This is a genomic window from Arthrobacter sp. zg-Y895 (genome assembly GCF_020731025.1).
Classification (GTDB): domain Bacteria; phylum Actinomycetota; class Actinomycetes; order Actinomycetales; family Micrococcaceae; genus Arthrobacter_B.
In genome coordinates this window covers 53,051-75,047 of record NZ_JAJFZY010000012.1, presented here as the reverse complement: position 1 = coordinate 75,047, position 21,997 = coordinate 53,051, and the positions used below count along the sequence as shown (strand labels likewise).

The 21,997-nt window shown below is 66.1% G+C and carries 22 protein-coding genes; 10 read left to right on the top strand and 12 right to left on the bottom strand.

Annotated features, from left to right (window positions below; translation table 11 throughout):
* The first annotated feature begins 3 nt into the window (after positions 1 to 3).
* Positions 4 to 1,332, top strand: a complete 1,329-nt coding sequence (gene manA / locus LJ760_RS15735; protein ID WP_227924266.1) for a mannose-6-phosphate isomerase, class I — start codon at positions 4 to 6, stop codon at positions 1,330 to 1,332.
* A gap of 10 nt (positions 1,333 to 1,342) precedes the next feature.
* Here the strand turns inward: manA and LJ760_RS15730 are convergent, their stop codons facing one another.
* The gene (locus tag LJ760_RS15730; protein ID WP_227924265.1) at positions 1,343 to 2,371 is read right to left on the bottom strand and encodes a lipid II:glycine glycyltransferase FemX; all 1,029 of its coding nucleotides are present in this window, start codon (positions 2,369 to 2,371) and stop codon (positions 1,343 to 1,345) included.
* 111 nt (positions 2,372 to 2,482) lie between these two features.
* On the opposite strand from LJ760_RS15730, the gene LJ760_RS15725 reads away from it, so the two are divergent.
* The gene (locus LJ760_RS15725) at positions 2,483 to 3,316 is read left to right on the top strand and encodes a tryptophan-rich sensory protein (protein ID WP_227924264.1); all 834 of its coding nucleotides are present in this window, start codon (positions 2,483 to 2,485) and stop codon (positions 3,314 to 3,316) included.
* 70 nt (positions 3,317 to 3,386) lie between these two features.
* On the opposite strand, the gene glpX is transcribed toward LJ760_RS15725, so the two are convergent.
* Complete coding sequence (gene glpX, locus LJ760_RS15720) at positions 3,387 to 4,427, bottom strand: class II fructose-bisphosphatase (RefSeq protein WP_227924263.1); 1,041 nt, start codon at positions 4,425 to 4,427, stop codon at positions 3,387 to 3,389.
* 175 nt (positions 4,428 to 4,602) lie between these two features.
* Between glpX and LJ760_RS15715 the strand changes: the two genes are divergently transcribed.
* From LJ760_RS15715 to LJ760_RS15695, 5 genes are all read left to right on the top strand, one after another.
* Positions 4,603 to 5,196 carry a DUF4245 domain-containing protein gene (locus LJ760_RS15715; RefSeq protein ID WP_227924262.1) on the top strand — a complete coding sequence of 198 codons (594 nt, stop codon included), beginning with the start codon at positions 4,603 to 4,605 and terminating at the stop codon, positions 5,194 to 5,196.
* A 64-nt stretch (positions 5,197 to 5,260) separates the two neighbouring features.
* On the top strand, positions 5,261 to 5,923 hold the full coding sequence (locus LJ760_RS15710; protein WP_227924261.1) for a carbonic anhydrase: 663 nt from the start codon (positions 5,261 to 5,263) through the stop codon (positions 5,921 to 5,923).
* A 41-nt stretch (positions 5,924 to 5,964) separates the two neighbouring features.
* Entirely contained in the window at positions 5,965 to 7,386 is a 1,422-nt protein-coding gene (locus LJ760_RS15705) for a class II fumarate hydratase (protein ID WP_227924260.1), read from the top strand.
* Positions 7,387 to 7,510: 124 nt separating this feature from the next.
* Positions 7,511 to 8,215, top strand: a complete 705-nt coding sequence (locus tag LJ760_RS15700) for a TetR/AcrR family transcriptional regulator (protein ID WP_227924259.1) — start codon at positions 7,511 to 7,513, stop codon at positions 8,213 to 8,215.
* Entirely contained in the window at positions 8,216 to 9,892 is a 1,677-nt protein-coding gene (locus LJ760_RS15695) for an MDR family MFS transporter (protein ID WP_227924258.1), read from the top strand.
* A 78-nt stretch (positions 9,893 to 9,970) separates the two neighbouring features.
* Here LJ760_RS15695 and LJ760_RS15690 read toward each other — a convergent pair whose 3' ends face one another.
* From LJ760_RS15690 to LJ760_RS15675, 4 genes are all read right to left on the bottom strand, one after another.
* Positions 9,971 to 10,441 carry an NUDIX hydrolase gene (locus LJ760_RS15690; protein ID WP_227924257.1) on the bottom strand — a complete coding sequence of 157 codons (471 nt, stop codon included), beginning with the start codon at positions 10,439 to 10,441 and terminating at the stop codon, positions 9,971 to 9,973.
* 4 nt (positions 10,442 to 10,445) lie between these two features.
* On the bottom strand, positions 10,446 to 10,988 hold the full coding sequence (locus tag LJ760_RS15685) for a prepilin peptidase (RefSeq protein ID WP_227924256.1): 543 nt from the start codon (positions 10,986 to 10,988) through the stop codon (positions 10,446 to 10,448).
* Positions 10,989 to 11,049: 61 nt separating this feature from the next.
* Positions 11,050 to 12,366 (bottom strand): PhoH family protein, encoded by a 1,317-nt coding sequence (locus LJ760_RS15680; RefSeq protein WP_227924255.1) that lies wholly within the window; start codon positions 12,364 to 12,366, stop codon positions 11,050 to 11,052.
* A gap of 174 nt (positions 12,367 to 12,540) precedes the next feature.
* A complete protein-coding gene (locus tag LJ760_RS15675) occupies positions 12,541 to 13,302 on the bottom strand; it encodes an isoprenyl transferase (protein ID WP_227924254.1) in 762 nt (253 codons plus the stop codon).
* A gap of 184 nt (positions 13,303 to 13,486) precedes the next feature.
* Between LJ760_RS15675 and trhA the strand changes: the two genes are divergently transcribed.
* A complete protein-coding gene (gene trhA / locus LJ760_RS15670; protein WP_227924253.1) occupies positions 13,487 to 14,239 on the top strand; it encodes a PAQR family membrane homeostasis protein TrhA in 753 nt (250 codons plus the stop codon).
* On the opposite strand, the gene LJ760_RS15665 is transcribed toward trhA, so the two are convergent.
* The 3 genes from LJ760_RS15665 to mca are packed head-to-tail and all read right to left on the bottom strand — an operon-like array spanning position 14,236 to position 17,653.
* Positions 14,236 to 16,350, bottom strand: coding sequence for a thioredoxin domain-containing protein (locus LJ760_RS15665; RefSeq protein ID WP_227924252.1), 2,115 nt, complete (start codon positions 16,348 to 16,350; stop codon positions 14,236 to 14,238). The genes trhA and LJ760_RS15665 overlap by 4 nt on opposite strands.
* A 10-nt stretch (positions 16,351 to 16,360) precedes the next feature.
* Positions 16,361 to 16,684 (bottom strand): hypothetical protein, encoded by a 324-nt coding sequence (locus tag LJ760_RS15660; protein ID WP_227924251.1) that lies wholly within the window; start codon positions 16,682 to 16,684, stop codon positions 16,361 to 16,363.
* Positions 16,685 to 16,735: 51 nt separating this feature from the next.
* A complete protein-coding gene (gene mca, locus LJ760_RS15655) occupies positions 16,736 to 17,653 on the bottom strand; it encodes a mycothiol conjugate amidase Mca (RefSeq protein ID WP_227924250.1) in 918 nt (305 codons plus the stop codon).
* A 57-nt stretch (positions 17,654 to 17,710) separates the two neighbouring features.
* On the opposite strand from mca, the gene LJ760_RS15650 reads away from it, so the two are divergent.
* Complete coding sequence (locus LJ760_RS15650; protein WP_227924249.1) at positions 17,711 to 18,169, top strand: DUF4307 domain-containing protein; 459 nt, start codon at positions 17,711 to 17,713, stop codon at positions 18,167 to 18,169.
* Positions 18,170 to 18,395: 226 nt separating this feature from the next.
* Positions 18,396 to 18,887 (top strand): transcription elongation factor GreA, encoded by a 492-nt coding sequence (gene greA, locus LJ760_RS15645; protein ID WP_227924248.1) that lies wholly within the window; start codon positions 18,396 to 18,398, stop codon positions 18,885 to 18,887.
* Between the two features lie 31 nt (positions 18,888 to 18,918).
* On the opposite strand, the gene LJ760_RS15640 is transcribed toward greA, so the two are convergent.
* Genes LJ760_RS15640 through LJ760_RS15630 form a run of 3 tightly spaced genes read right to left on the bottom strand, consistent with a single transcriptional unit; the run spans position 18,919 to position 21,974 of the window.
* Positions 18,919 to 19,500, bottom strand: a complete 582-nt coding sequence (locus LJ760_RS15640; protein ID WP_227924247.1) for a rhomboid family intramembrane serine protease — start codon at positions 19,498 to 19,500, stop codon at positions 18,919 to 18,921.
* Positions 19,501 to 19,503: 3 nt separating this feature from the next.
* On the bottom strand, positions 19,504 to 20,745 hold the full coding sequence (ilvA, locus tag LJ760_RS15635; RefSeq protein ID WP_227924246.1) for a threonine ammonia-lyase: 1,242 nt from the start codon (positions 20,743 to 20,745) through the stop codon (positions 19,504 to 19,506).
* Positions 20,742 to 21,974: an AI-2E family transporter gene (locus LJ760_RS15630; RefSeq protein ID WP_227924245.1), complete on the bottom strand. Its 1,233-nt coding sequence runs from the start codon at positions 21,972 to 21,974 to the stop codon at positions 20,742 to 20,744. The genes ilvA and LJ760_RS15630 overlap by 4 nt, the downstream gene beginning before the upstream one ends.
* Positions 21,975 to 21,997 lie beyond the last annotated feature (23 nt).

Below are 21,997 nucleotides of genomic sequence, written 5' to 3'. Positions count from 1 at the left end.
CCCGTGTACCTACTCCGGAACACCCTTCGACCCTATGCCTGGGGATCAACCACCGCGATCGCCGAACTGTTCGGCCGGGAACCTTCCGGCGGACCCGAGGCTGAATTGTGGATCGGTGCGCACCCCGGGGCACCCTCGGCGCTGGTTCCGCCGGTGGACGGCAGCGAAACGCTCGACGAGCTGATTGCGGCCGACCCGGAGCTGATGCTCGGCGCCGACACCGCCGGGCGTTTCGGTCCCGAGTTGCCGTTCCTGGCAAAAATCCTGGCGGCCGGGGCTCCCCTGTCGCTGCAGGTCCACCCCACGTCAGAGCAGGCCCGGGCCGGCTACGCTGCGGAAGAGGAAGCCGGCGTGGACCGGGATGCCCGGGAGCGCAACTACAGGGACGGCAACTCCAAGCCCGAGATGATTTTCGCACTCACGCCCTTCGAGGCGTTGTGCGGCTTCCGCGAGCCGGAGGATTCTGCGGACCTGTTCCGGGCCGTTAATGCTGCGGTCACCGCAGCCGGCCGGGAGGTGCCCGACCTGCTGGAATGGATCGCGGCCGAGTTGTCCTCCGGCCATCCCGCGCCGGTGCGCCTGCAGTCCGTCTTCCGCACCCTCATTAATGACGGCGAAGCCGTGCGTGAGGCCGTTGAACTTGCCGCGGCTGCCGTCGCGAAGCTCACCGACAGAGGCGAATATGCCCGCGAATTGTCCACACTGATCGAGCTGAACGGCTACTACCCGGGCGATCCCGGTGTCCTGATCTCCCTGCTGCTCAACCGTGCTTCACTGCAGCCCGGCGAAGCGGTCTACCTGCCGGCCGGCAACGTCCACGCCTACCTCAGCGGGTTGGGGGTGGAGGTTATGGCGGCGTCGGACAATGTCCTGCGGGGCGGGCTGACCCCGAAGCACATCGACGTACCGGAGCTGCTTCGGACCGTCGATTTCCGCCCCTTGGGCGTCCCGTACGTGGCGGCCGAGGACACGCGGGAAGGCCAGCAGGTATTCCGCCCGCCGTTCGAGGAGTTTGCACTCCAGCGCCTGGAACTGGCTCAGGGACCTTCCGGCGCCAACGGAGACTCGCTCCCGGCCGAAGCGCCGGTACTGCAGCACGGACCGGCGGTGGTCATCGCGGTGCGGGGCACTATTGCCCTGACATCCACCTCGGGCAGCCTCACCCTCGAGCCCGGAGACAGTGCCTTCCTTCCAGCGTTCGAGGCACCCGTGGTGGCCCGGCTCGCTGCGGACTCCGCCCAGCACGACGACGGCGCCCTGGCCTTTGCCGTGACGGTCGGGTCGGTTCCGGCCGGGGAAGCAGATTCCCCCCGGCTGGATATCGAGGCCTAGCCCTAGCCGGCTAGCGGCCCAGCCGGGCCTTCAGCGCGGCCGCTGCCCCGCGGGCCTTGCGCATTCCGGTCTTGGCCAGCGGCAGCGCGGTGGAGAAGACCGGGTAGAGCGGCGAGAGGGGCTTGTCCCAGGTGCCGGCCAGCTGATCCTCGTGTTTCGCCCAGCCCATCTTGAACTTCGAGACCCCGTCATTGAGCAGGCCGTTGAAGTCGTACCGGGTGATCCCCCGCTCCTTCATATCGGAGATGGCATGCCATTTAAGGGCGTAGTTCGCCCGCAGCCGTTCGCCTTCCTCCGTCATTCCGCCGTAGAGCTCGAACGAGGTGTAGTCGCTGGTGGAAAGCCACAGGAACGCGACGACGTCCTCGCCCTTGAAGGCGGCGTAGACCGGTGAATCCTCGCCGAGGTTGTCGAAGATATCCAGGTAGTAGGAATCCTCGTGGATGCCGAAGTTCGCCCGCTGGGCGGTCAGCTTGTACACCGCGAGGCATTTGGCAATTTCCCCGCGCGTCACGCGCCGGTAGGTCAGGTCCTCGCGTCCGGACTTGCGGATGTACTGCCGGTGTTTCTTGCTCATGTCCCCCGACAGGTCCTCCAGGCTGCGCTGCAGGTCCAGGATCAGTGTCCGGCCGATGAGGATGGTGTTGTCGCTGCTGCGGAAGCCAAGCCCGGGCAACCCTGCCACCAGCTTCCCGTCCGCATCCCAATCGGGTTCGATGGACAAGGCCACGGCGGAATGGGTGCTCTTGACGTAATCCGCAACGGCGTCAAGGACTTCAAGTTCCCGTCCGGGCTCACCCTGCGGACCGCGGGGAATGTAGGCAAGGGCCCGGAAGGGGAAGGGAAGCGCACGCAGCAGGACCTGTGCGCACCCGAGGACCGTACCGGCGTCGTCGCTCACCAGGACGCGGTCTACGTTCCATCCGTGCTCTGCCTTGGTCTTCCCCCAGCCCCACAACTGCTGCGGGTGTCCGCGGAAGCGGTTCACGGTTTCGTTCCAGGCGGCGGCATCGGAGCAGGGGGTAACGCGCAGTGTCATGCCTTCCAGCCTACTTGGCTCCGTTGCCACACCCGAAAACAGCGGTACCGGGCCGCTTCCGGTTTTCCCCGCACCACTGCCGGGCGGTTGGCTGCTTTGTTACGGTCAACTATGAGTTCCTACACACCCAACACCCGGACGTCTCGGACCAATTCCGGCGGATCGGACCTGGCCCGCCTCAGCACCGTCAGTATCTGTTTCGCGGCCTGCATTGTCGGTTCGATGATCGGCGTGGGTGTCTTCGGCGGCACACCCATTGCAGAGGCGGCCGGCGGCGCCCTCAGCGCAGACGCCACGTACCTCGCACCGGCCAGCTCTGCCTTCTCGATCTGGTCAGTGATTTACACGGGCCTGGGCCTCTACACCGTCTACCAGTGGTTCCCGTCCCAGCGGACGTCGGACCGGCAGCGCTCCCTGGGCTGGCTGGTCGCCGCCTCGCTGGTGCTTAACGCCGCCTGGATCCTCACCGTCCAGGCCGGCGCGGTCATTCTGAGCGTTGTGGTGATTGTGCTGCTGCTCGCCGTCCTGGCCCTGTGCTTCCGCCGCTACGCCGCCACCCGGGCGTCCGGCTGGCTCGAAGCCATCGCCGTGGACGGAGCCCTTGGCCTGTATCTGGGCTGGGTCTGCGTAGCCACCGCCGCGAATACGGCCTCGGCACTGACTGCCGAGGGATTCCGGGGATTCGGTATTGCTCCGGAAGTCTGGGCCTGCGGTGTGCTCGCCGTGGCTGCCGGAGTGGGCGCCGGGCTGGCTGCAGCCGGACGCGGACGTCTTGCCCCGGCGGCGTCGCTGGTGTGGGGGCTGGCCTGGATCGCCGTTTCCCGGCTGAACGGAGGGCTGGAATCGGTTCCCACCGCTGTCGCCGCCGTTGCCGCCGCCGTGGTGGTAGCCGCAGTCACCGTGGTTTTCCGTGTCCGGGCGGTCCGGGAACGTCGGCTTCCGTAAAGGAAGCCCGGTAAACAGTTGATGCTGCCTGCGGACGGAAGCCAGGCAGCATCAACTGTGTCAGGAACGCCTAGTTGGAGCGGGCGTAGGACTCCCACTTGTGTGCCTGGTGCTCGCCGTCCACCACGCGGATGGTGCCGGACTTGGAACGCATCACGATCGACTGGGTCAGGACCCGGTCCTTCTTGTAGCGCACGCCGCGCAGCAGGTCGCCGTCGGTGATCCCGGTGGCGGCGAAGTAGCAGTTGTCGCTCGTGACCAGGTCATTGGTGGACATCACGCGGTCCAGGTCATGTCCGGCGTCGATGGCCTTCTGCTTCTCGTCGTCGGAGGTCGGCCACAGCCGGCCCTGGATGACGCCGCCCAGCGTCTTGATCGCGCAGGCCGTAATGATGCCCTCGGGGGTGCCTCCGATGCCCATCAGGGCATCGACGTCGGTGCCTTCGCGAGCGGCCGCGATGCCGCCGGCAACGTCGCCGTCCATCAGCATCCGGGTGCGCGCACCGGCGTCGCGGATTTCCTGTACCAGCGGCTTGTGCCGGTCCCGCTCCAGGATCATCACGTTGAGCTGGTTGATTTTCTTGCCCTTGGCCTTGGCGATCAGGTGCAGGTTCTGCTTCACCGGAAGGCGAAGGTCCACCATGTCCGCGGCTTCAGGCCCCGTGACCAGCTTTTCCATGTAGAAGACCGCCGAGGGGTCGAACATGGTGCCGCGCTCCGCGACGGCCAGCACGGCAAGGGCGTTGTTGATGCCCAGGGCAGTCAAGCGGGTGCCGTCGATCGGATCCACCGCGACATCGCACAGGGCTCCGGTGCCGTCACCGACGTATTCGCCGTTGTAGAGCATCGGCGCTTCGTCTTTTTCGCCTTCGCCGATCACTACCACGCCGTTGAAATGGACGGTGGAAATGAGTGAACGCATGGCGTCCACGGCAGCACCGTCTGCCGCGTTCTTGTCGCCGAAGCCCACCCAGTGGCCGCCGGCGATGGCCGCCGCCTCGGTGACGCGGACGAGTTCCAGGGCCAGGTTGCGGTCCGGCTCGGAGTCCCCGACTGCCAATGCGGGGGAAAGTGTGGAGTACTGGGCACCTTTGGACACGTCAAACCTCATCTTCGAAATTATGATGTAAAACTCTGCTGTAAACGTCTGCGGACACCGCCGAAAGCGGGTGGCCTTTGTCCGATCATAGTCTGCGTGCCTCCCGTCACCACCTCAGCCAGCGGATTTCCGCGGCGGTGCGCTACTCGGAGTAGGACATCGCTTCCGAATAAGAGATTATGGATGGGTGAGTGAAACGCAGCCCGATCCCCAGCAGACCGATGAACCCGTAACGCCGGTATTGACCGCCAAGCAGGCCAAGCGGGCCAATGCCACCGTGATAGGCATGCTGATCGCCACCGGGCTCACGCTGGCACTGTGCCTGGTGCCGGTGCTGCTTAATCCCGCACCCAAGATGCAGGCCCGCAACGTCGATGTTGCTGCCGCTGCCAACCAGGCTGCCGGGGACGCCGGTTACCAGCCGCTGGCTCTGGAGCTTCCGGACGGTTGGAGTGCCAACTACGCCCGCTGGAACGCCGGGACCAACAACGGCGTCCCGAACTGGGAAGTCGGATATGTCACTCCGGATACCGAGTTCATCTCCCTGACACAGACCAACGCCGCCAATCCCACCTGGATCTTCGAACACAGCGGCGATTCAACCGTGTCCGGTGAACGGCCGGCAGGTGGAGTCACCTGGGAGCTGCGCGATTCCTCCAACGCGGACTCAACGCTGGTCGCGGAGATCGACGGGCAAACCGTGATCCTCACCGGTTCCGCCGACCTGGCGGAATTCGATGTCCTGGCCGACCACGTGGTCCGCGAACTTCGCAGCAACTGACCGCGGCGGCTGCGGGCGTGCCCGTTTAGGCCCCGCCCGTCCCCATAGGAGTAACCTCGATACCGTGGAAACAGCGAGCGAAAAGATCATCACACCCGCCCAGGCCTGGCAGAAGCTGCGCGAAGGCAACGAACGTTTCGTGGCCGGCACCGCCAGCCACCCCAACCAGGACGCACCCCGGCGCAGTTCGCTGGTTGAGGGGCAGAACCCGTTTGCAGTGATTTTCGGCTGCTCGGATTCCCGCCTCGCCGCCGAGATCATCTTCGACCTCGGTCTTGGGGACGCATTCGTGGTCCGCACCGCCGGACAGGTCATTGACGACGCCGTGCTCGGCTCGCTGGAGTACAGCGTAGGCACGCTGGGCGTGCCCCTCATTGTGGTGCTGGGCCATGACAACTGCGGCGCCGTCACTGCCGCCAAAGCCACCGTGGACACGGGCGAAATGCCCACCGGCTACGTCCGCACCCTCGTCGAGCGGATCACTCCGTCCGTGCTGGCGGCGCAGCGCAAGAACCTGCACGAAGTCAATGACATGGTGGTTGAACACACCAAGCAGACCGCGGAACGCCTGGTGGAAAGTTCCCGCCTCATTTCCGCGGCAGTGGAGGAAGGTCAAGTTGCCGTCATCGGCCTGTCCTACCGGCTGGCGGAAGGCAACGCGGAGCTCGTCTCCGGCTTCGGCGCCCTCGAGCACCCCGCCGTCCTGCGTTCGGTGCTGCCCAAGTAGCAGTTATCACTGCGGCGCCTTCGGACATTAGGCTTGGGGGCATGACTTCTGACACCTCCGAATACCGCATCGAACACGACACCATGGGTGAGGTCCGCGTTCCGGCCTCCGCCCTCTACCGCGCCCAGACCCAGCGCGCGGTCGAGAACTTCCCCATTTCCGGCACCACGCTGGAACCCTCGCACATCGAAGCGCTCGCCCGGATCAAGAAGGCCGCCGCGACTGCCAACGCGGAACTGGGAGTGCTCGACGACGAGCGCGCCCGGGCCATTGAAAAGGCCGCCGACGCCGTCGCCGCCGGCACCTACAATGACCAGTTCCCGATCGACATCTTCCAGACGGGCTCCGGCACCTCCTCGAACATGAACACCAACGAGGTCCTCGCCGAGCTCGCCACCCGGGCATTGAAGGAAGCCGGCAGCGAGACCAGCGTCCACCCCAACGACCATGTGAATGCCTCGCAGTCCTCCAACGACGTCTTCCCGACGTCGGTGCACGTTGCTGCCACGTCCGCCCTGATCAATAACCTGATCCCCGCCCTCGAGCACCTTGCCGTGTCCCTGGAGCGCAAGGCCGAAGAGTTCAAGGACGTCGTCAAGTCCGGCCGTACCCACCTGATGGACGCCACCCCGGTCACCCTTGGCCAGGAATTCGGCGGCTACGCCGCGCAGGTGCGCTACGGCATCGAGCGCGTGCAGGCATCCCTGCCCCGCGTGGCCGAAGTCCCGCTGGGCGGCACCGCCGTCGGCACCGGCATCAACACTCCTGCCGGATTCCCGCAGCGCGTGATCGAGCTGCTGGCCGCTGACACGGGCCTGCCGCTGACCGAGGCACGGGACCACTTTGAAGCACAGGCCAACCGCGACGCACTGGTTGAGGTGTCCGGCATGCTGCGCACCATCGCCGTGTCCTTCTCCAAGATCGCCAACGACCTCCGTTGGATGGGTTCGGGCCCCAACACCGGCCTGGGCGAGATTGCCATCCCTGACCTGCAGCCGGGCTCCTCGATCATGCCGGGCAAGGTCAACCCCGTCATCTCCGAGGCCGTCCTGCAGGTCGCCGCGCAGGTAGTGGGCAACGACGCCGCCGTGGCCTGGGCCGGAACCTTCGGCTACTTCGAACTCAACGTGGGCATTCCGGTGATCGCCGCGAACCTGCTCGAATCCATCCGGCTCCTGGCGAACTCCTCCCGCGTGATGGCGGACAAGATGATCGACGGCATCGAAGCCAACGTCGAGCGCGCCCGCTACCTGGCCGAGGCTTCCCCGTCCATCGTGACTCCGCTGAACAAGTTCATCGGTTACGAAAACGCTGCGAAGATCGCCAAGTACTCGGTCAAGGAAGGCAAGACCATCCGCCAGGCCGTCGAGGATCTCGGCTACGTCGAGCGCGGCGAACTCACGGTTGAGCAGCTGGACAAGGCCCTTGACGTCCTGTCCATGACGAAGCCGCCGCAGGCCTAAGGAGCACCGCCGTCCCAGCACGGCAGGCCCGCCGAAGGAGCGTCCGGATTCCCGGGCGCTCCTTTGTTTTCCCCGGCAAACCGGAAATTTGCACCTACCGACACAGAGTGCAAAACTTTACTCCATGCCGAATAGTGCAACAGAAGACTGCGGCCTGCGCGAGCGCAAGCGTACGGCCACCCGGGCCGCCATCACGGCGCAGGCCCGGGCGCTGACCGCCGCCCACGGCGTCAACGGCTTCACCGTCGAGCAACTGTGCGAACAGGTCGGCATCTCCCGCCGGACGTTTTTCAACTACTTTCCCGCCAAGGAAGACGCCATCCTGGGTTCGCCCGCTGATGACCTTCCGGAGGATCTGGTCCAGCGCTTTATCGACGGCGGAGCCGGTTCCAACGGCGAAGGCATCTCCCCTGCCCTGGTGGCGGACTTCGTGGACCTGGCCGTCGGCATGACCGAGCGCATGGCCATGTCCCGCTCGGAGATGGCCCAGCTGAAGGAAGCCGTCAGCGCCGAACCCCGCCTTATCTCGAAGGCCATGCACGGGTCGCAGGAGACCGAGGAAGCCTTTGCACGGATATTGGCCGCCCGTGAATCCCTGCCGGCCGATGACCCGCGGGTCCGGGCAACGGTTGCCGTCTTCGGAGCACTGGTCCAGCGCGCCGGACTCCGCTTCTTCGATCCGGCCAACACCGATTCCTACCGCAGCACCCTCGTCACCGAGGTCAATGCCGCAATCGCAGTGTTTTCGACTGCGTCTCCACTCCCCGTCGAACCGACGGATCCCCGCCCTGCATCCACCTCCGCTGCCGATACCGCCAAGGACACGTAAATGACCTCCACCGCCGAACGTGCTTCCGGGCCGCTCCTGCTGACCCAGAAGCGCATCTGGATCATCTTCTCCGCCCTGATCGCCGGCATGCTGCTTGCCAGCCTCGACCAGACCATTGTTTCCACCGCCATGCCCACCATCGTGGGAGAACTGGGCGGCGTCGAGCATCAGACCTGGATCACCACCGCCTACCTGCTGGCCACCACCATCGTGATGCCCATTTACGGCAAGTTCGGTGACGTGCTGGGCCGCCGCAACCTGTTCCTGTTCGCCATTGTGCTGTTCACCGCGGCCTCCGTCGGCTGTGCCTTCGCCACCGATTTCTGGGGCTTCGTGATCTTCCGGGCCATTCAGGGCCTCGGCGGCGGCGGCCTGATGATCCTGTCCCAGGCCATCATCGCGGACATCGTGCCGGCCGACCAGCGCGGCAAGTACCTCGGCCCGCTCGGCGGCATCTTCGGTCTGTCCGCCGTCGCAGGCCCCCTGCTGGGCGGTTTCTTCGTGGACCACATGACCTGGCAGTGGGCGTTCTACATCAACATCCCGATCGGCATCGTTGCCTTCCTGATCGCCTTCTTCACCCTGACGCTGCCGAGCAAGAAGGCAACGAAACGGATCGATATCGGCGGCGTGGTGCTGCTCTCCATTGCCACCACCTGCCTGATTTTCTTCACGGACTTCGGCGGCAGCGACGAGCGCGGCTGGACCGACCCGCTGACGCTGGCCTGCGGCGCGGGGATGCTGGTTGCCGCAGTCCTGTTCGTGATGGTGGAAAACCGCGTCGCGGACCCGATCATCCCGATGAGCCTGTTCCGGAACCCGATCTTCGTCAACAGCACGGCCATCGGCTTCACCCTGGGTATGGGCATGTTCGCCGCCCTTGCCTTCGTGCCGACCTTCCTGCAGATGTCCACCGGCACCTCTGCAGCCGTTTCCGGCCTGCTGATGCTGCCGATGATGGTGGGCATGATGGGTACCTCGATCTATTCCGGCCTCGCCATCACCAAGCACGGCACCTACAAGAAGTACCCGATCATGGGTGCGGCACTGGTGATCGCTGCCATGCTGTGGATGACAACCCTCTCGGCGGACACCCCGGTCTGGGTGATCTGCGCGCAGCTGTTCGTCTTTGGCGCCGGGCTCGGTTACATCATGCAGGTGGTTGTCCTGGTGGTGCAGAACTCCGTTCCAGTGGACCAGATCGGCACCGCGACGTCCAGCAACAACTACTTCCGCGAGGTCGGCGCCGCCTTGGGCGTGGCCATCTTCGGTGCCATGTTCACCTCGCGCCTTTCCGAGAACCTGCATGAGGTCTTCACCAAGGCCGGCTTCGATCCTTCCGCTGCGGGCGAGGCCACCGCGACCCTGCAGCCGTCCGTCATGAATGACCTGCCGGAACCGATCCGGGACGGCATTGTCACCGCTTATGCCGATTCCCTGGCCCCTGTCTTCTGGTACCTGATCCCGTTCCTGGTCATCGCACTGGTCCTGGCCCTCTTCCTGAAGCAGATTCCGTTGTCCGACGTCGCCGGGATGGTGGCCCGCGGTGAAGCCGTCGCCGGTCCGGAGGCGGACCGGCTGGAGGCCGAACGCCTGGCCGCGCTCAAGGAAACCGGCCGTACGGAAGCTTCAGAGGCTCCGCTGCAGGCTCCGGAGAACCCCTACCGGGAGAAGTAGCAGCTTCGCTTCATTAACCGGCGAAAGGGCCGTCCCGCTGCTGCGGGGCGGCCCTTCACTGTTTGGGTTGTCAGCGGCTCAGCGTTCGAAGACCGGCACGCCGTCGGCCGTCAGGGCCAGGTCAATCAGCATTCGGTGCCGTTCGCTCAGGGGCGGCAGGGCATCCAGGTGGTACCAGCCCACATCGGTGGACTCGTCGTCGTTCACCCGAGCCTCTCCCGAAACGTACCGGCAGCTGAAGGCCAGATTAAGGAAGGAGCAGACATCTCCGTTGGGGAAGGTAACCGGCCCGTGGGCGCCGACGTGGATGAGGTGCTCCAGTTCGGCCCGGATACCGGTTTCCTCTTCGACTTCACGCACGGTTCCCGGCCCGGCCTCCTCCCCCGGCTCGAGCATTCCGGTGATCAGGGCCCACCGTCCGTTGTCCGCGCGGCGGCCCAGCAGCACCTGTCCTTCCACGTTGAACACGACGGCCGTGACACCGGGAAGCCAGAGCGGATCATGTCCTATCCGCTTCCGAAGGGACAGGACAAAATCAGGGGTAGGCATGCTTCTACTGTAGGGCAGGGGCGGCCATGGCCACGGCGGCTCCCAGGAGCAGGAACGGGCCGAACGCCACCGTTGACGACGCCGTTCCCCGCCGGGTGAGGATCAACGCCAGCCCCCAGAGTCCGCCGAAAACAAATGCAGCCACCACCCCTGCCAGGACGTGGCCGGCGCCGAGAAATCCCAAATAGAGGCCCAGCAGTCCGGCAAGCTTGACGTCCCCGAAGCCCATTCCGGCCGGGCTGAGCAGCCGCAGGGCAAAAAACCCGATCCACAGCGCAGCGGCCCCCAGCAGCATTGCGCCGACACGCTCCGGTTCCCCGCCGGCCAGCGCGGCACCGGCCAGCAGCACGGCGGCTACCGGATAGGACGGCAGAACCACGGCGTTGGGCAGGCGGCGGGTACGGATGTCGATCAGGGCCAGCCGGACGGCGACGGCCGCAAACCAGGCGAGCGCAGCAGCTAGGAGCACCGCGGCAACGGATCCACCTAAACCACCGCTTCCACCGCCTGTGCCCGCTGCCCAATAGCCCGCCAGGATGCCCACCATGGGACCACCGTAGCCCCAGGCCCGGCCGGTTCAGGCGGCCGGGCCGGCGGCTGTGGAAAAGCTAGCCGATCTGTCCTTCCTCCAACAGCTCGGTCACCAGCGCGGCAATCGGCGAGCGCTCCGACCGGGTGAGCGTCACGTGTCCAAAGAGCGGATGGCCCTTGAGCGTCTCCACCACGGCGGCCACGCCGTCGTGCCGGCCCACCCGCAGGTTGTCCCGCTGGGCGACGTCGTGGGTCAGGACCACCTTGGAGTTCTGTCCGATCCGTGACAGGACCGTGAGCAGGACGTTCTTCTCCAGGGACTGTGCCTCGTCCACGATCACGAAGGCGTCGTGAAGTGAACGGCCCCGGATGTGGGTCAGCGGCAGCACCTCGAGCATGCCGCGGTCCAGGACCTCCTCCACCACCTCCACGGAGACCAGTGCCTCGAGGGTGTCGAAGACCGCCTGGCCCCAGGGGCCCATTTTCTCGGACTCAGTGCCGGGCAGATAGCCAAGCTCCTGGCCGCCCACGGCGTAGAGCGGCCGGAACACCATCACCTTGCGGTGTTCCCCGCGTTCGAGCACCGCTTCCAGCCCGGCGCACAGGGCCAGCGCGGACTTGCCCGTTCCTGCCCGGCCGCCCAGCGAGACAATGCCCACCTCCCGGTCCATCAGCAGGTCGATAGCCAGCCGCTGCTCGGCCGACCGTCCATGCAGCCCGAAGACGTCCCGGTCCCCCCGGACCAGCCGCAGCCGCTTATCCGCGCCCACCCGCCCCAGCGCCGACGCCCGCCCGGCCATCAGCACCGTTCCGGTGTTGACGGGCAGGTCCGCGGCTTCGGGGATCAGCAGCGGCTGGTGGTCGTACAGCAGCGCCATATCGGCGTCGGAGATTTCCAGTTCCGCCACTCCGGTCCAGCCCGAATCCCGGACCAGTTCGTTGCGGTATTCATCCGCTGCCAGTCCCATCGCCGAGGCCTTCACCCGCATGGGCAGGTCCTTGGACACCACTGTCACGTTCCGGCCGCCGTCGGCCAGGCTCTTGGCCACGGCGAGGATCCGGCTGTCGTTGTCGCTGCCCCGCATACCCGCGGGCAGCACGTCCGTGGAGATGTGGTTCAGTTCCACCCGCAGCGTGCCGCCGCTCTCCCCCAACGGGATAGGTGCCCCGAGCCCGCCGTGCTGGACCCGGAGGTCGTCCAGCAGCCGCAGCGCGTTCCGGGCAAAATACCCAAGCTCGGGATCCTGGCGCTTGCGCTCCAGTTCGGTGATGACCACCAGGGGAAGTATTACTTCATGTTCGGCGAAGCGGAGGATCGCCCGCGGATCGGACAATAGCACCGAGGTATCCAGCACAAAGCTGGCCCGCTCCTGTACTTGCTGTTCAGCTGCCACGTGGAACTCCCGTCAGGGGCGCCCCAGGGCCCCGGTCGCTGGATATATTCCATCTCGCTGTTGCGTTGGATGTTCCGCCCGCTGCCTCAGCCGGGCCGATAGCACCAAAGTACGCCCGCAGGCCTCAGCCCCGCAGCAGGACACGGCCGTTGGCGGCTGTGTCCTGGTAACCCGTTAGGAGCCGAAGCGCCGCTGCCGGCTGGCGTAGTCGCGCAGGGCACGCAGGAAGTCCACCCGGCGGAAATCCGGCCAGAGCGCTTCGCAGAAGTAGAACTCGCTGTAGGCGCTCTGCCACATCAGGAAGCCGGAGAGTCGCTGCTCACCGGAGGTCCTGATGACCAGTTCCGGGTCCGGCTGGCCGCGGGTGTAGAGGTATTCGGAAATCTTGGCGTCGCAGATTTCCTCGGTGACTTCCGCGATCCCCTTGCCTTCGGCTTCGGCGTCCCGCAGGAGTTCCTTGACGGCGTCGACGATTTCCCGCCGGCCGCCGTAGCCGATGGCCACGTTTACATGCAGCCCGTCGGCGTCGCCGGTGCTTTCGCCAAGCTCCGTGAGCTGTTTGGCCAGCCGTGACGGAAGGATCTCCAGGGCCCCTACCGGCTGGACCCGCAGGTTGCCCTCTTCGCCCAGGCGGTCCAGGGTGTTGCCGATGATATCCAGCAGCGGTTCCAGCTCGTCCGCGTCACGGTTGAGGTTGTCCGTCGACAGCATGTAGAGGGTCACCATCCGCACACCCAGTTCCTGGCACCAGCCCAGGAACTCCAGGATCTTGTCCGCTCCTGCCTGGTGCCCGTCGCTGGTAGGCGCGCCGGCGAGCTTGGCCCACCGCCGGTTTCCATCCACCATTACCCCGATGTGTTCGGGGATGCGGTCTCCAATCAGGGACCGCCGCAGCTTACGCTCGTAGTAGGCGTAGACAACACCGGGGAATTTCATTGTTTGCCTCACGTACCTGGGATCCGGAGCGGGCACCACCAAATGGTCCCGCTACCCCGGGTCTGCCCAAAGGATAAAAATCTTCTCCTAGGCTACCGCTAGCTTGGCTTGCCGAAGCGCAGATCGGAGCGGGCACGGGCTTACCCATCCATAAGTTACCCGAACGTAGGTTAGAATTTCCGTTATGGATTCGTCACCATTTTCCGCCCCTGCCTCTCGGGTTCCAGCCCAGCACGACCCGGAATCGAAGGCCGCACCCGGCCCCCTGGAAAACGCGGTTGAAGCAGTAGCCGAAGAACTGGAAATCAAGCCCCGCCTGCGCGGCTGGCTGCATGCCGGTGCCACTCCCCTCGCGCTGGCGGCCGGGATCATCCTGGTAGTCCTCGCTCCGACGACCGACACCCGGATCGCCTCCGCAATCTATGCCTTCACCGGCGTGCTGTTGTTCGGCACCAGCGCCGTCTACCACCGCGGCAACTGGTCCCCGAAGGTGAAAACGGTGCTCAAGCGCCTGGACCACACCAACATCATGCTGGTCATTGCCGGCTCATACACCCCGCTGGCCTGGTCCCTGCTGCCCCGGGACACCGCCGTGACCCTGCTGTCGATCATCTGGGCCGGCGCCCTGGTCGGTGTCGCGTTCCGGCTCCTGTGGCTGCATGCTCCCCGCTGGCTGTACACGCCCGTGTACATTGCCCTGGGCTGCGCCTCGCTGTTCTACATTCCGGATTTCTACGCAGCCAACCCGACGTCAGCCATCCTCATCTGCGTGGGTGGTGCCATGTATATTGCCGGTGCCGTTATGTACGCCATGAAGAAGCCCAATCCCTCGGTGGATTGGTTCGGCTTCCATGAGATTTTCCACGCCTTTACCCTGGCTGGATTCGCCGCCCACTACATCGCCATCATGATGGCCGTCCGCTCGGTCACCGGCTAGGAACGCAGCGCGCTGAACTGGGCCGCCAGGTCCTCCGGGTCGGATACCGGGCGGTTGCAGGCCATCCCGCGGCACAGGTAGGCCAAGGCTCCCCCGTCCGGTGCGGGCCGGTCACGCAGCAGCGGCACCGCCGTCTCCCCACCGGGTCCGCTGGCCACGACGACGGCGGGACCGCCCGCTGCCCGCCCGGCCCGGAGCAGCTGCCGCACCAGCACAGGATCGCTGCCCGTGACGGCCAGTTCCCGCGGTCCCTCCAGCGCCTGCACGAGGACGGACATCGCCCACCCGCCTGCGCGCGGGGCCCGTGCCGCCACCAGCTGGACGTGGGCCAGCAGTGCTTCTGCGAGCGCGCGGTGCCGGGAGGAACCGGAATAGGCCGCATACGTCACCAGCACGCCGGCAAACAGCGCTGTGCCGCTGGGAGCGGGGCCGTCCATCGGATCCGCTGCTGAGAGCGATCCCTGCGCGGCTGCCAGCTGGTCCGTGCGTACAGCGGTGTCCTGCAGGACCCCGTCCACGATGAAGCGCTGCTCGGCGGCCAGGACCAGCTCCTCTGCCGCGTGGTACCACTGTTCCTCACCGGTGGCGGCGAAGAGCGCAAACAGCCCCTCGGCCGCACCGGCATAATCTTCGAGCAGGCCTTCAATGCCGGAGGCGGTGCCGGCATGGGACACCCGGGACAGCAGACCGTTGCGGTAGTGGACGCGCAGCAGGTATTCCGCGGCGTCCCGTGCCAGGTCCAGCAGGCCTGCTGCCTTGTCCCCCGCGTCTCCGGCGTCGTCGAGGGCCAGCGCGGCGTCGGCCAGGCCCGCGATGGCCAGCCCGTTCCACCCTGCCACCACTTTGTCGTCGCGGTCCGGCTGGGGCCGCCGGTCCCGTACCGCCAGCAGGGCGGGCCGGATCCGCTGCCAGAGCAGCTCCTCCTCAGGCTCCAGGCTGCGGCCGAAGTGCAGGGTGGACCCGCCCTCCGCCATTCGGCCGGTTTCCAGGTCCAGCAGGGAAAGGACCGCATCGGCGTCGGCGCCGGAATCGGCCAGGACAGTGCGGAGCTCGTCGGGAGTCCATACATAGGTGGCGCCTTCCCGGCGGTGCCCGTCCACGAGGGTATCCGCGTCGAGCGAGGACGCGAATCCTCCCCCCTCCACGCGCAGCCGCTTGGCCAGCCAGGCTGCAGTATCGGCGCTTACCTGCAGCGCAAGCTTCCGCTGGTCCTCCGTGGGTGCCGAGCGGCTCCAGTGTGCGTAGAGGCGCAGCAGCTGGGCATTGTCGTAGAGCATTTTCTCAAAGTGCGGAATGGCCCAGGCCCGGTCCACGGTGTACCGGGCGAAGCCGCCTTCGAGCTGGTCGTACAGTCCGCTGCGGGCCATGGTTTCCAGGGTGCGGTCAGCCACGGACGCGGCGGCGCCGGCGGCCGGCCGGTCAGTCGATCCGTATACCAGCAGGAACCGCAGCAGGGGCGACGGCGGGAACTTCGGTGCACCGCCCAGGCCGCCGAAACGCTGGTCAACTTGTTCCAGAACCGCGTCCACCGCGGCCTCGAGCACTTCGCCCGAGAGCGGACCGGATTCGGGAGTCACCTCGAGGCTCCCGATCAGCCGGCGGTTTCCCGCCTGGGCGGAGGCCAGGTGGGCGGCGATCTGCGCCGCGCTTGCTTCGACTTCGGCCGGGCGGTCCCGCCAGGCGGAGGAAACAGCTTCCAGGACCTGCTGGAAGGACGGCATGCCCTGCAGCTGCCGGGGCGGAAAATAGGTGCCGGCATAGAAGGTGCGGCCGTCCGGAAGGGTAAACACGCTCATCGGCCAGCCGCCCTGGCCGGTCAGTGCCTGCGTCGCTGCCATGTACACGGCGTCGACGTCGGGACGTTCCTCGCGGTCCACCTTCACCGACACGAAGTTCTCATTCAGGTACTGCGCCGTGGCGGCATCCTCGAACGATTCGTGCGCCATGACGTGGCACCAGTGGCAGGCCGCGTAACCCACGGAGATGAAGACGGGAACATTCCGGCGCCGGGCTTCAGCGAAGGCTTCCTCACCGAAGGGCCACCAGTCGACGGGGTTGTCCGCATGCTGGCGGAGGTAGGCCGACGCTTGGTTCCTCAGTCTTTCAGCCATGGCATTCCCGCTACCGCAGGTGGTCCCACGTGGTGTCGCGGTCCGCGGGATCATCCACGGCCTTGTCCATGGGAAGCGCCGTCCGGGAGGGATCCGGCCGGCCGGAGGCGTCGCGCTCGGCGGCTTCCTGGGTGGCCAGCACCTGTTCGCGGTACCGGACCCGGCGGATCCGTTTGGTCATATCGCGGATCAGGAAAATGATCGCAATCACCACGAAGAGCGTGAAGAGGAACCCCAGCGTGCCCGGGGTGACGTCTTCTGCGGCAACTCCAGGCGCGAGGGACTCCTCGGGTGCCGGGGTGGCGGCCGTAGCCAGGCTGTACAGGAAGTTCACGGTATATCTCTCTTTTAGCCAATACTGCGGCGGAACCTACGTTCCTAGGGTCTATCGTATGCCAGCGAACAGGTCGGTTTCCGGCAGTTCGGTTTCCACACGCGACTCAATCAGGGAGTAGTCCTCCCAGGGCCAGACCTTGCGCTGCAGATCCGGGCTGACCGCGAAAAAGAAGCCGTTCGGATCCACCTGCGTGCGGTGGCTGCGCAGGGCTTCGTCCCGGACTTCGAAGAAGTCGCCGCACTCGATCTGCGTGGTGGTCGCATGAGTGGGAGCGGGCGGCTGGTGGCCTTCCGCATCGGTTTCCTGCCAGGCGGCGATCCGCTCGGCGTACGGGGACTGCAGGCCGGCTTCTTCCAGGGCAAAGTGCAGGGCACGGAACCGCTCCGGGTTGAAGGCCCGGTCGTAGTAGAGCTTCGACGGCTCCCACGCGGACCCTGTCCCGGGGTACCGCTCCGGATCGCCGGCCGCGGCGAACGCCTCCACGGCGACCTTGTGGGCCATGATGTGGTCCGGGTGCGGGTAGCCGCCGTTTTCGTCGTAGCTGATGATGACGTGCGGACGGAACTCGCGGACCAGCTTCACCAGGGGTGCCGCAGCCCGTTCCAACGGCTGCAGCGCGAAGCAGCCGAAGGGCAGGTCCGGCAGCGGATCCCCCTCGGGCAGGCCGGAATCGGCGAATCCAAGCCAGCGGTGCTGGATCCCCAGGGCCGCCTGTGAAGCAGCCATTTCACGCCGGCGCAGTCCGGCCAGGTCCCGCTTGCCGGCGGGATCATCTTCGGCACCGGGGTTAAGGATGGATCCCCGTTCCCCTCCGGTGCAGGTGGCAACCATCACTTCGACGCCGGCAGCGGCGTAGGAGGCCATCATGGCCGCGCCCTTGCTGGCCTCGTCGTCGGGGTGGGCATGCACCGCGAGCAGGCGCAGCGGGGCGGTAGGCCGGGAATCGGTGCTTTCGCGGGCAGACAAGGCAACTCCTGAGGTAAGCGGAAAACAGCGGTGGAATCGAGAAGCTAAAATGGGCCTGTGAGCACTTCGGAAGGTCAGCCCGTGACGTCGGCACCCCATCAGCCGGACGTTTCCACGTCCGAGTCCAGATTAGCCAATCGCTACGGCGCTCCAAACCGGCGCTTGTCTCGGCGGGCGCGGATCATCGGAACGGCGGCCGCGGTGACCGCCGGCGTAGTGGCCGCGGCGTGGATGAACATCCCCGCCTCCACCGGAACGGTCACGTCCAAGGATGTGGGCTACACCTTGCCAGAGGACGGCCGCGTGACGGTGGATTTCAAGGTCGACAAATCCGCCGGCAGCACCGCTGCCTGCGCCATCCAGGCGCTCAACGAAAGTTACGCCGTCGTGGGTTGGAAGACGGTGGTCCTGGGACCGGATGCTCCGGAAAGCAGCACCCAGCGGGTTGAACTCCGCACGGACTCCCCGGCGGTGACCGGCGGCGTGTCCTCCTGCTGGATAGTGGATGAGGGCTAAAGCCCCATAAGACGTCCCGCCCGGCATATTGGGTTATGTGCGCGGGCAAACTACTATGGGAACTTACGACATGCCCCGCCCAGGTGTCCGGCTGGTCTTTGGTAGACATTCCAAACCAGTTGGTCTCCGCCCGGCGGGGTCTTTGCTTGTCAGGCCAATCCGGCCGGCGGGCATTCAGCCATGCCGGACCAAACGATGGCCCGGACGTTTATATAAGGAGATACCCGTGTCAACCAACAGCGCATCTGTCGCCTGGCTCACGCAGGAGTCTTACGACCGCCTGAAGGCGGAACTGGATCACCTGTCCGGCCCCGGTCGGACCGAAATCGTGGCCCGCATCGAGCAGGCGCGGTCCGAGGGCGACCTCAAGGAAAACGGCGGCTACCACGCAGCCAAAGAGGAACAGGGCAAGGCTGAGGCCCGGATCCGGCAGCTGACGCAGCTCCTTGAAAGTGCACAAGTTGGTGAATCTCCGGCCGACGACGGCGTCGTAGAGCCGGGCATGCTGGTGGAAGCCCGCGTCGCCGGCGACGTGGAGACCTTCCTGCTGGGCAGCCGCGAGATCGCCGGCGACGGCAACATCGACGTCTACAGTGAAAAGTCTGCGCTGGGTGCGTCCATCCAGGGCCTCAAGGCCGGGGACAGCACTACCTACACCGCGCCGAACGGCAAGAACATCTCCGTAGAAATCATCTCCGCCAAGCCCTACACCGGGTAGGTTTTCCCCGGTTCGATGGTGGCGGGCTCTCCTACGGGAGGGCCCGCTTTTGCGTTGATGCCCGGCGGTCGTGCCGCAGCACGACGGCGGCCAGCACGCCGCCCGCTGCCCCGAACAGGTGCGCCTGCCAGGAGACGCCCAGTGCGGTGGGGAAAAGGCCCCAGAGAATTGATCCGTACATCAGGAACAGCACGGCGCTGAGCAGGATCTGGCCGGTGTTGCGGTTGTAGAAGCCGCGGACGATCAGATACGCGAATAGTCCGAACACCACGCCGGAGACGCCTACGGTCAGCCCGCTGCCGAACAGCCAGACTCCGATTCCCGAGCACAGCCAGGAAATGGCCAGCACCGCGACAAACCGCCGCACCCCTTCCAGCAGGGTCAGGAACGAAAAGACGATCAAGGGCAGCGTGTTGCCCAGGAGATGCGTCGTTCCGGCGTGGAGCAGCGGGGCGAACACCACGCCGTCGAGCCCCTCAAGCTGCCTCGGCAGGATTCCCAGCAGCGGAAAGAGGACCGGTTTGAAGAGCAGCGTGAGCAGGTAGACCGCCCAGAGCACGGCGGCGAACAGGAGCGACCCGGCCAGGGCGGTGCGTGCACGAGAGGCAAACATGGCTTAGCCGGCCAGTACGACGGGTTGGAATCCAACAGTGCGCAGGTTCTTCAGCACCAGTTCGCAGTGCTCGTGGCCCTTTGTTTCCATGTTGATGGTGATCGCTACGTCTCCCATGCTGATTGATCCTCCTACCCTTGTGTGGTCCACTCCGGTGACGTTGGCGTCCGATTCCGCGATGATCCGGGAGATGGTTGCCAGCGACCCCGGACGGTCGTCAAGGAGGATGCGGACCACCAGGTAACGGCCCGCAGCCGCCAGTCCCCGCTGGATGACCTTCAGCATCAGCATCGGGTCGATATTGCCGCCGGACAGGATTACCGCCGTATTTCCGGGATTCTCTATCTTCCCTTCCATCAGCGCAGCCACTCCCACGGCCCCCGCCGGTTCCACGACCATCTTGGCACGCTCGAGGAGGAAAATCAGCGCGCGGGCAAGGGCATCCTCGCTCACGGTCACCACATCGTCCACCAGTTCACGGATGATCGAGAAAGGCAGTTGTCCGGGCCGCCCGACGGCGATGCCGTCCGCTATGGTGCTGACCCTGGTGAGGGGCACCAGTGCGTCAGCGGCCAGCGAGGGCGGATAGGAGGCTGCATTTTCCGCCTGCACCCCGATGATCCGGATCTCACGGCCCAGTTCCCGTGCACGCGACTTAATCGCGACGGCGACGCCGGCGAGGAGGCCGCCGCCTCCCACCCCCATCAGCACGGTGTCCAGGTCCGGTATCTGGTCCAGGAGCTCAAGGCCGATAGTCCCCTGCCCTGCCACCACGTCCACGTTGTCGAACGGATGGACAAAAACGGCGCCCGTTTCGTCGGAGTACCGCTGGGCCTCTGCCAGGGCCTCGTCGACGGTATGGCCGTGAAGGATGACTTCCGCGCCGTGCCCCCGGGTGGCGGCCAGCTTGGGCAGCGCCACTCCCTGCGGCATGTAGATCCGGGCGGAAATGCCCAGACGCGCCGCAGCCACGGCCACGCCCTGTGCGTGGTTGCCGGCAGAGGCGGCCACCACGCCCCGGGCTTTGTCCGCAGGGGACAGCTTGGCCATGCGCACGTAGGCACCGCGGACTTTGAAGGACCCTGCCCGCTGGAGGTTTTCGCATTTGAGGTGCACCGGTGCACCGGTTTCGCGGGCCAGCGCCCGTGATGACTCGACGGGGGTGTGGGCAATGACTCCGTCGAGGAGCTTTGCCGCAGCCCGGATATCATCCAGGGTGACGGGCAACTGCGACAGATCGGTCATGGGCGGCGCTCTTCCTTTGTAGCCAACGTATCCTCCGTGTCGGAACCGTGTTCCGCCGACGCAGGGTTATCGCCGTCGTCGTTCTCTTGCCCCTCCGGGTCCATAGCCGGGTCGTCCTCCCAGCCGCGGGCCGCTATGTAGCGGACCATCGTGTTGAGAATGGCCAGCAGCGGCACTGAAAACAGGGCTCCGGGAACCCCCGCGGCGAGGGTGCCGCCCGTAACTGCCAGGATCACGGCCAGGGGGTGGAGGGAGACGGCCCTGCCCATAACCAGCGGCTGGAGGATGTGGGATTCCAGTTGCTGGACCAGCAGGACGATGCCCAGCATGATCAGCGCGTTGACTCCGCCGTTTGCCACCAATGCCAGCAGGACGGCCACGAAGCCGGTGACAAACGCACCGACCAACGGAACGAACGAGCCCAGGAACACCAAAACCGCGAGAGGCAGGGCGAGGGGAACACCGATGAGGGCTGCGCCGCCGCCGATGCCGATGGCATCGATGAGCGCCACCACCACCTGCACCCGCACGTAGTTGACCATGGATTCCCAGCCGTGGATGCCGGCTCCGTAGGCGGCGGGCCTTGCCCGGCGCGGCAGCAGTCCGGAAGTGAACTCCCAGATCCGGCGGCCGTCCAGCAGGAAGAAAACCAAGGCGAAGAGGGTCAGCAGGATGCCGGCGGCGAAGTGCCCGGCGCTGCTGCCCACGCTCAGGGCGCCGGAGAGGATGTTCGCCGAATTGTCCTGCAGCGTGGTGGTGGCTTCGTTGAACAGCGAGTCCATGTCACCGGCGGTGATGTTCAACGGACCGTCGGACAGCCAGCCCTGGATCTGGCGGACCCCCGCAAGCGTTTCTCCCCAGAGGTCCCGGAACCCGAGGGCAAGCTGCCGTCCCACCAAGGTCAGGGCAGCGATAACGACGCCGAGGAAGGCCACGATGGTCACGGCAACCGACAGGCCGCCGGGGAGCCGGTTCCGCCGCAGCCAACTCGAAACCGGTGACAGCAGCCCGGCCAGCAGGGCGGCGATCATCAGCGGAATGATCAGCAGCGAGAAGTGGCTGAGGATCCAGATAAGCCCGGCGCCGACGATCAGGACAATGCCGAGGCGCCAGGCCCAGGCGGCACTGACCCGCAGGGCGAAGGGGACCTCGTCGTTGTTGCGGTTGGAATTCGCCGCCGCCGCCTGCAGCGCGCGGGGCGCCGCTGTGCGTCGCGCATGGGGTTTCATGGGGCCATCTTTCCATACCGGGC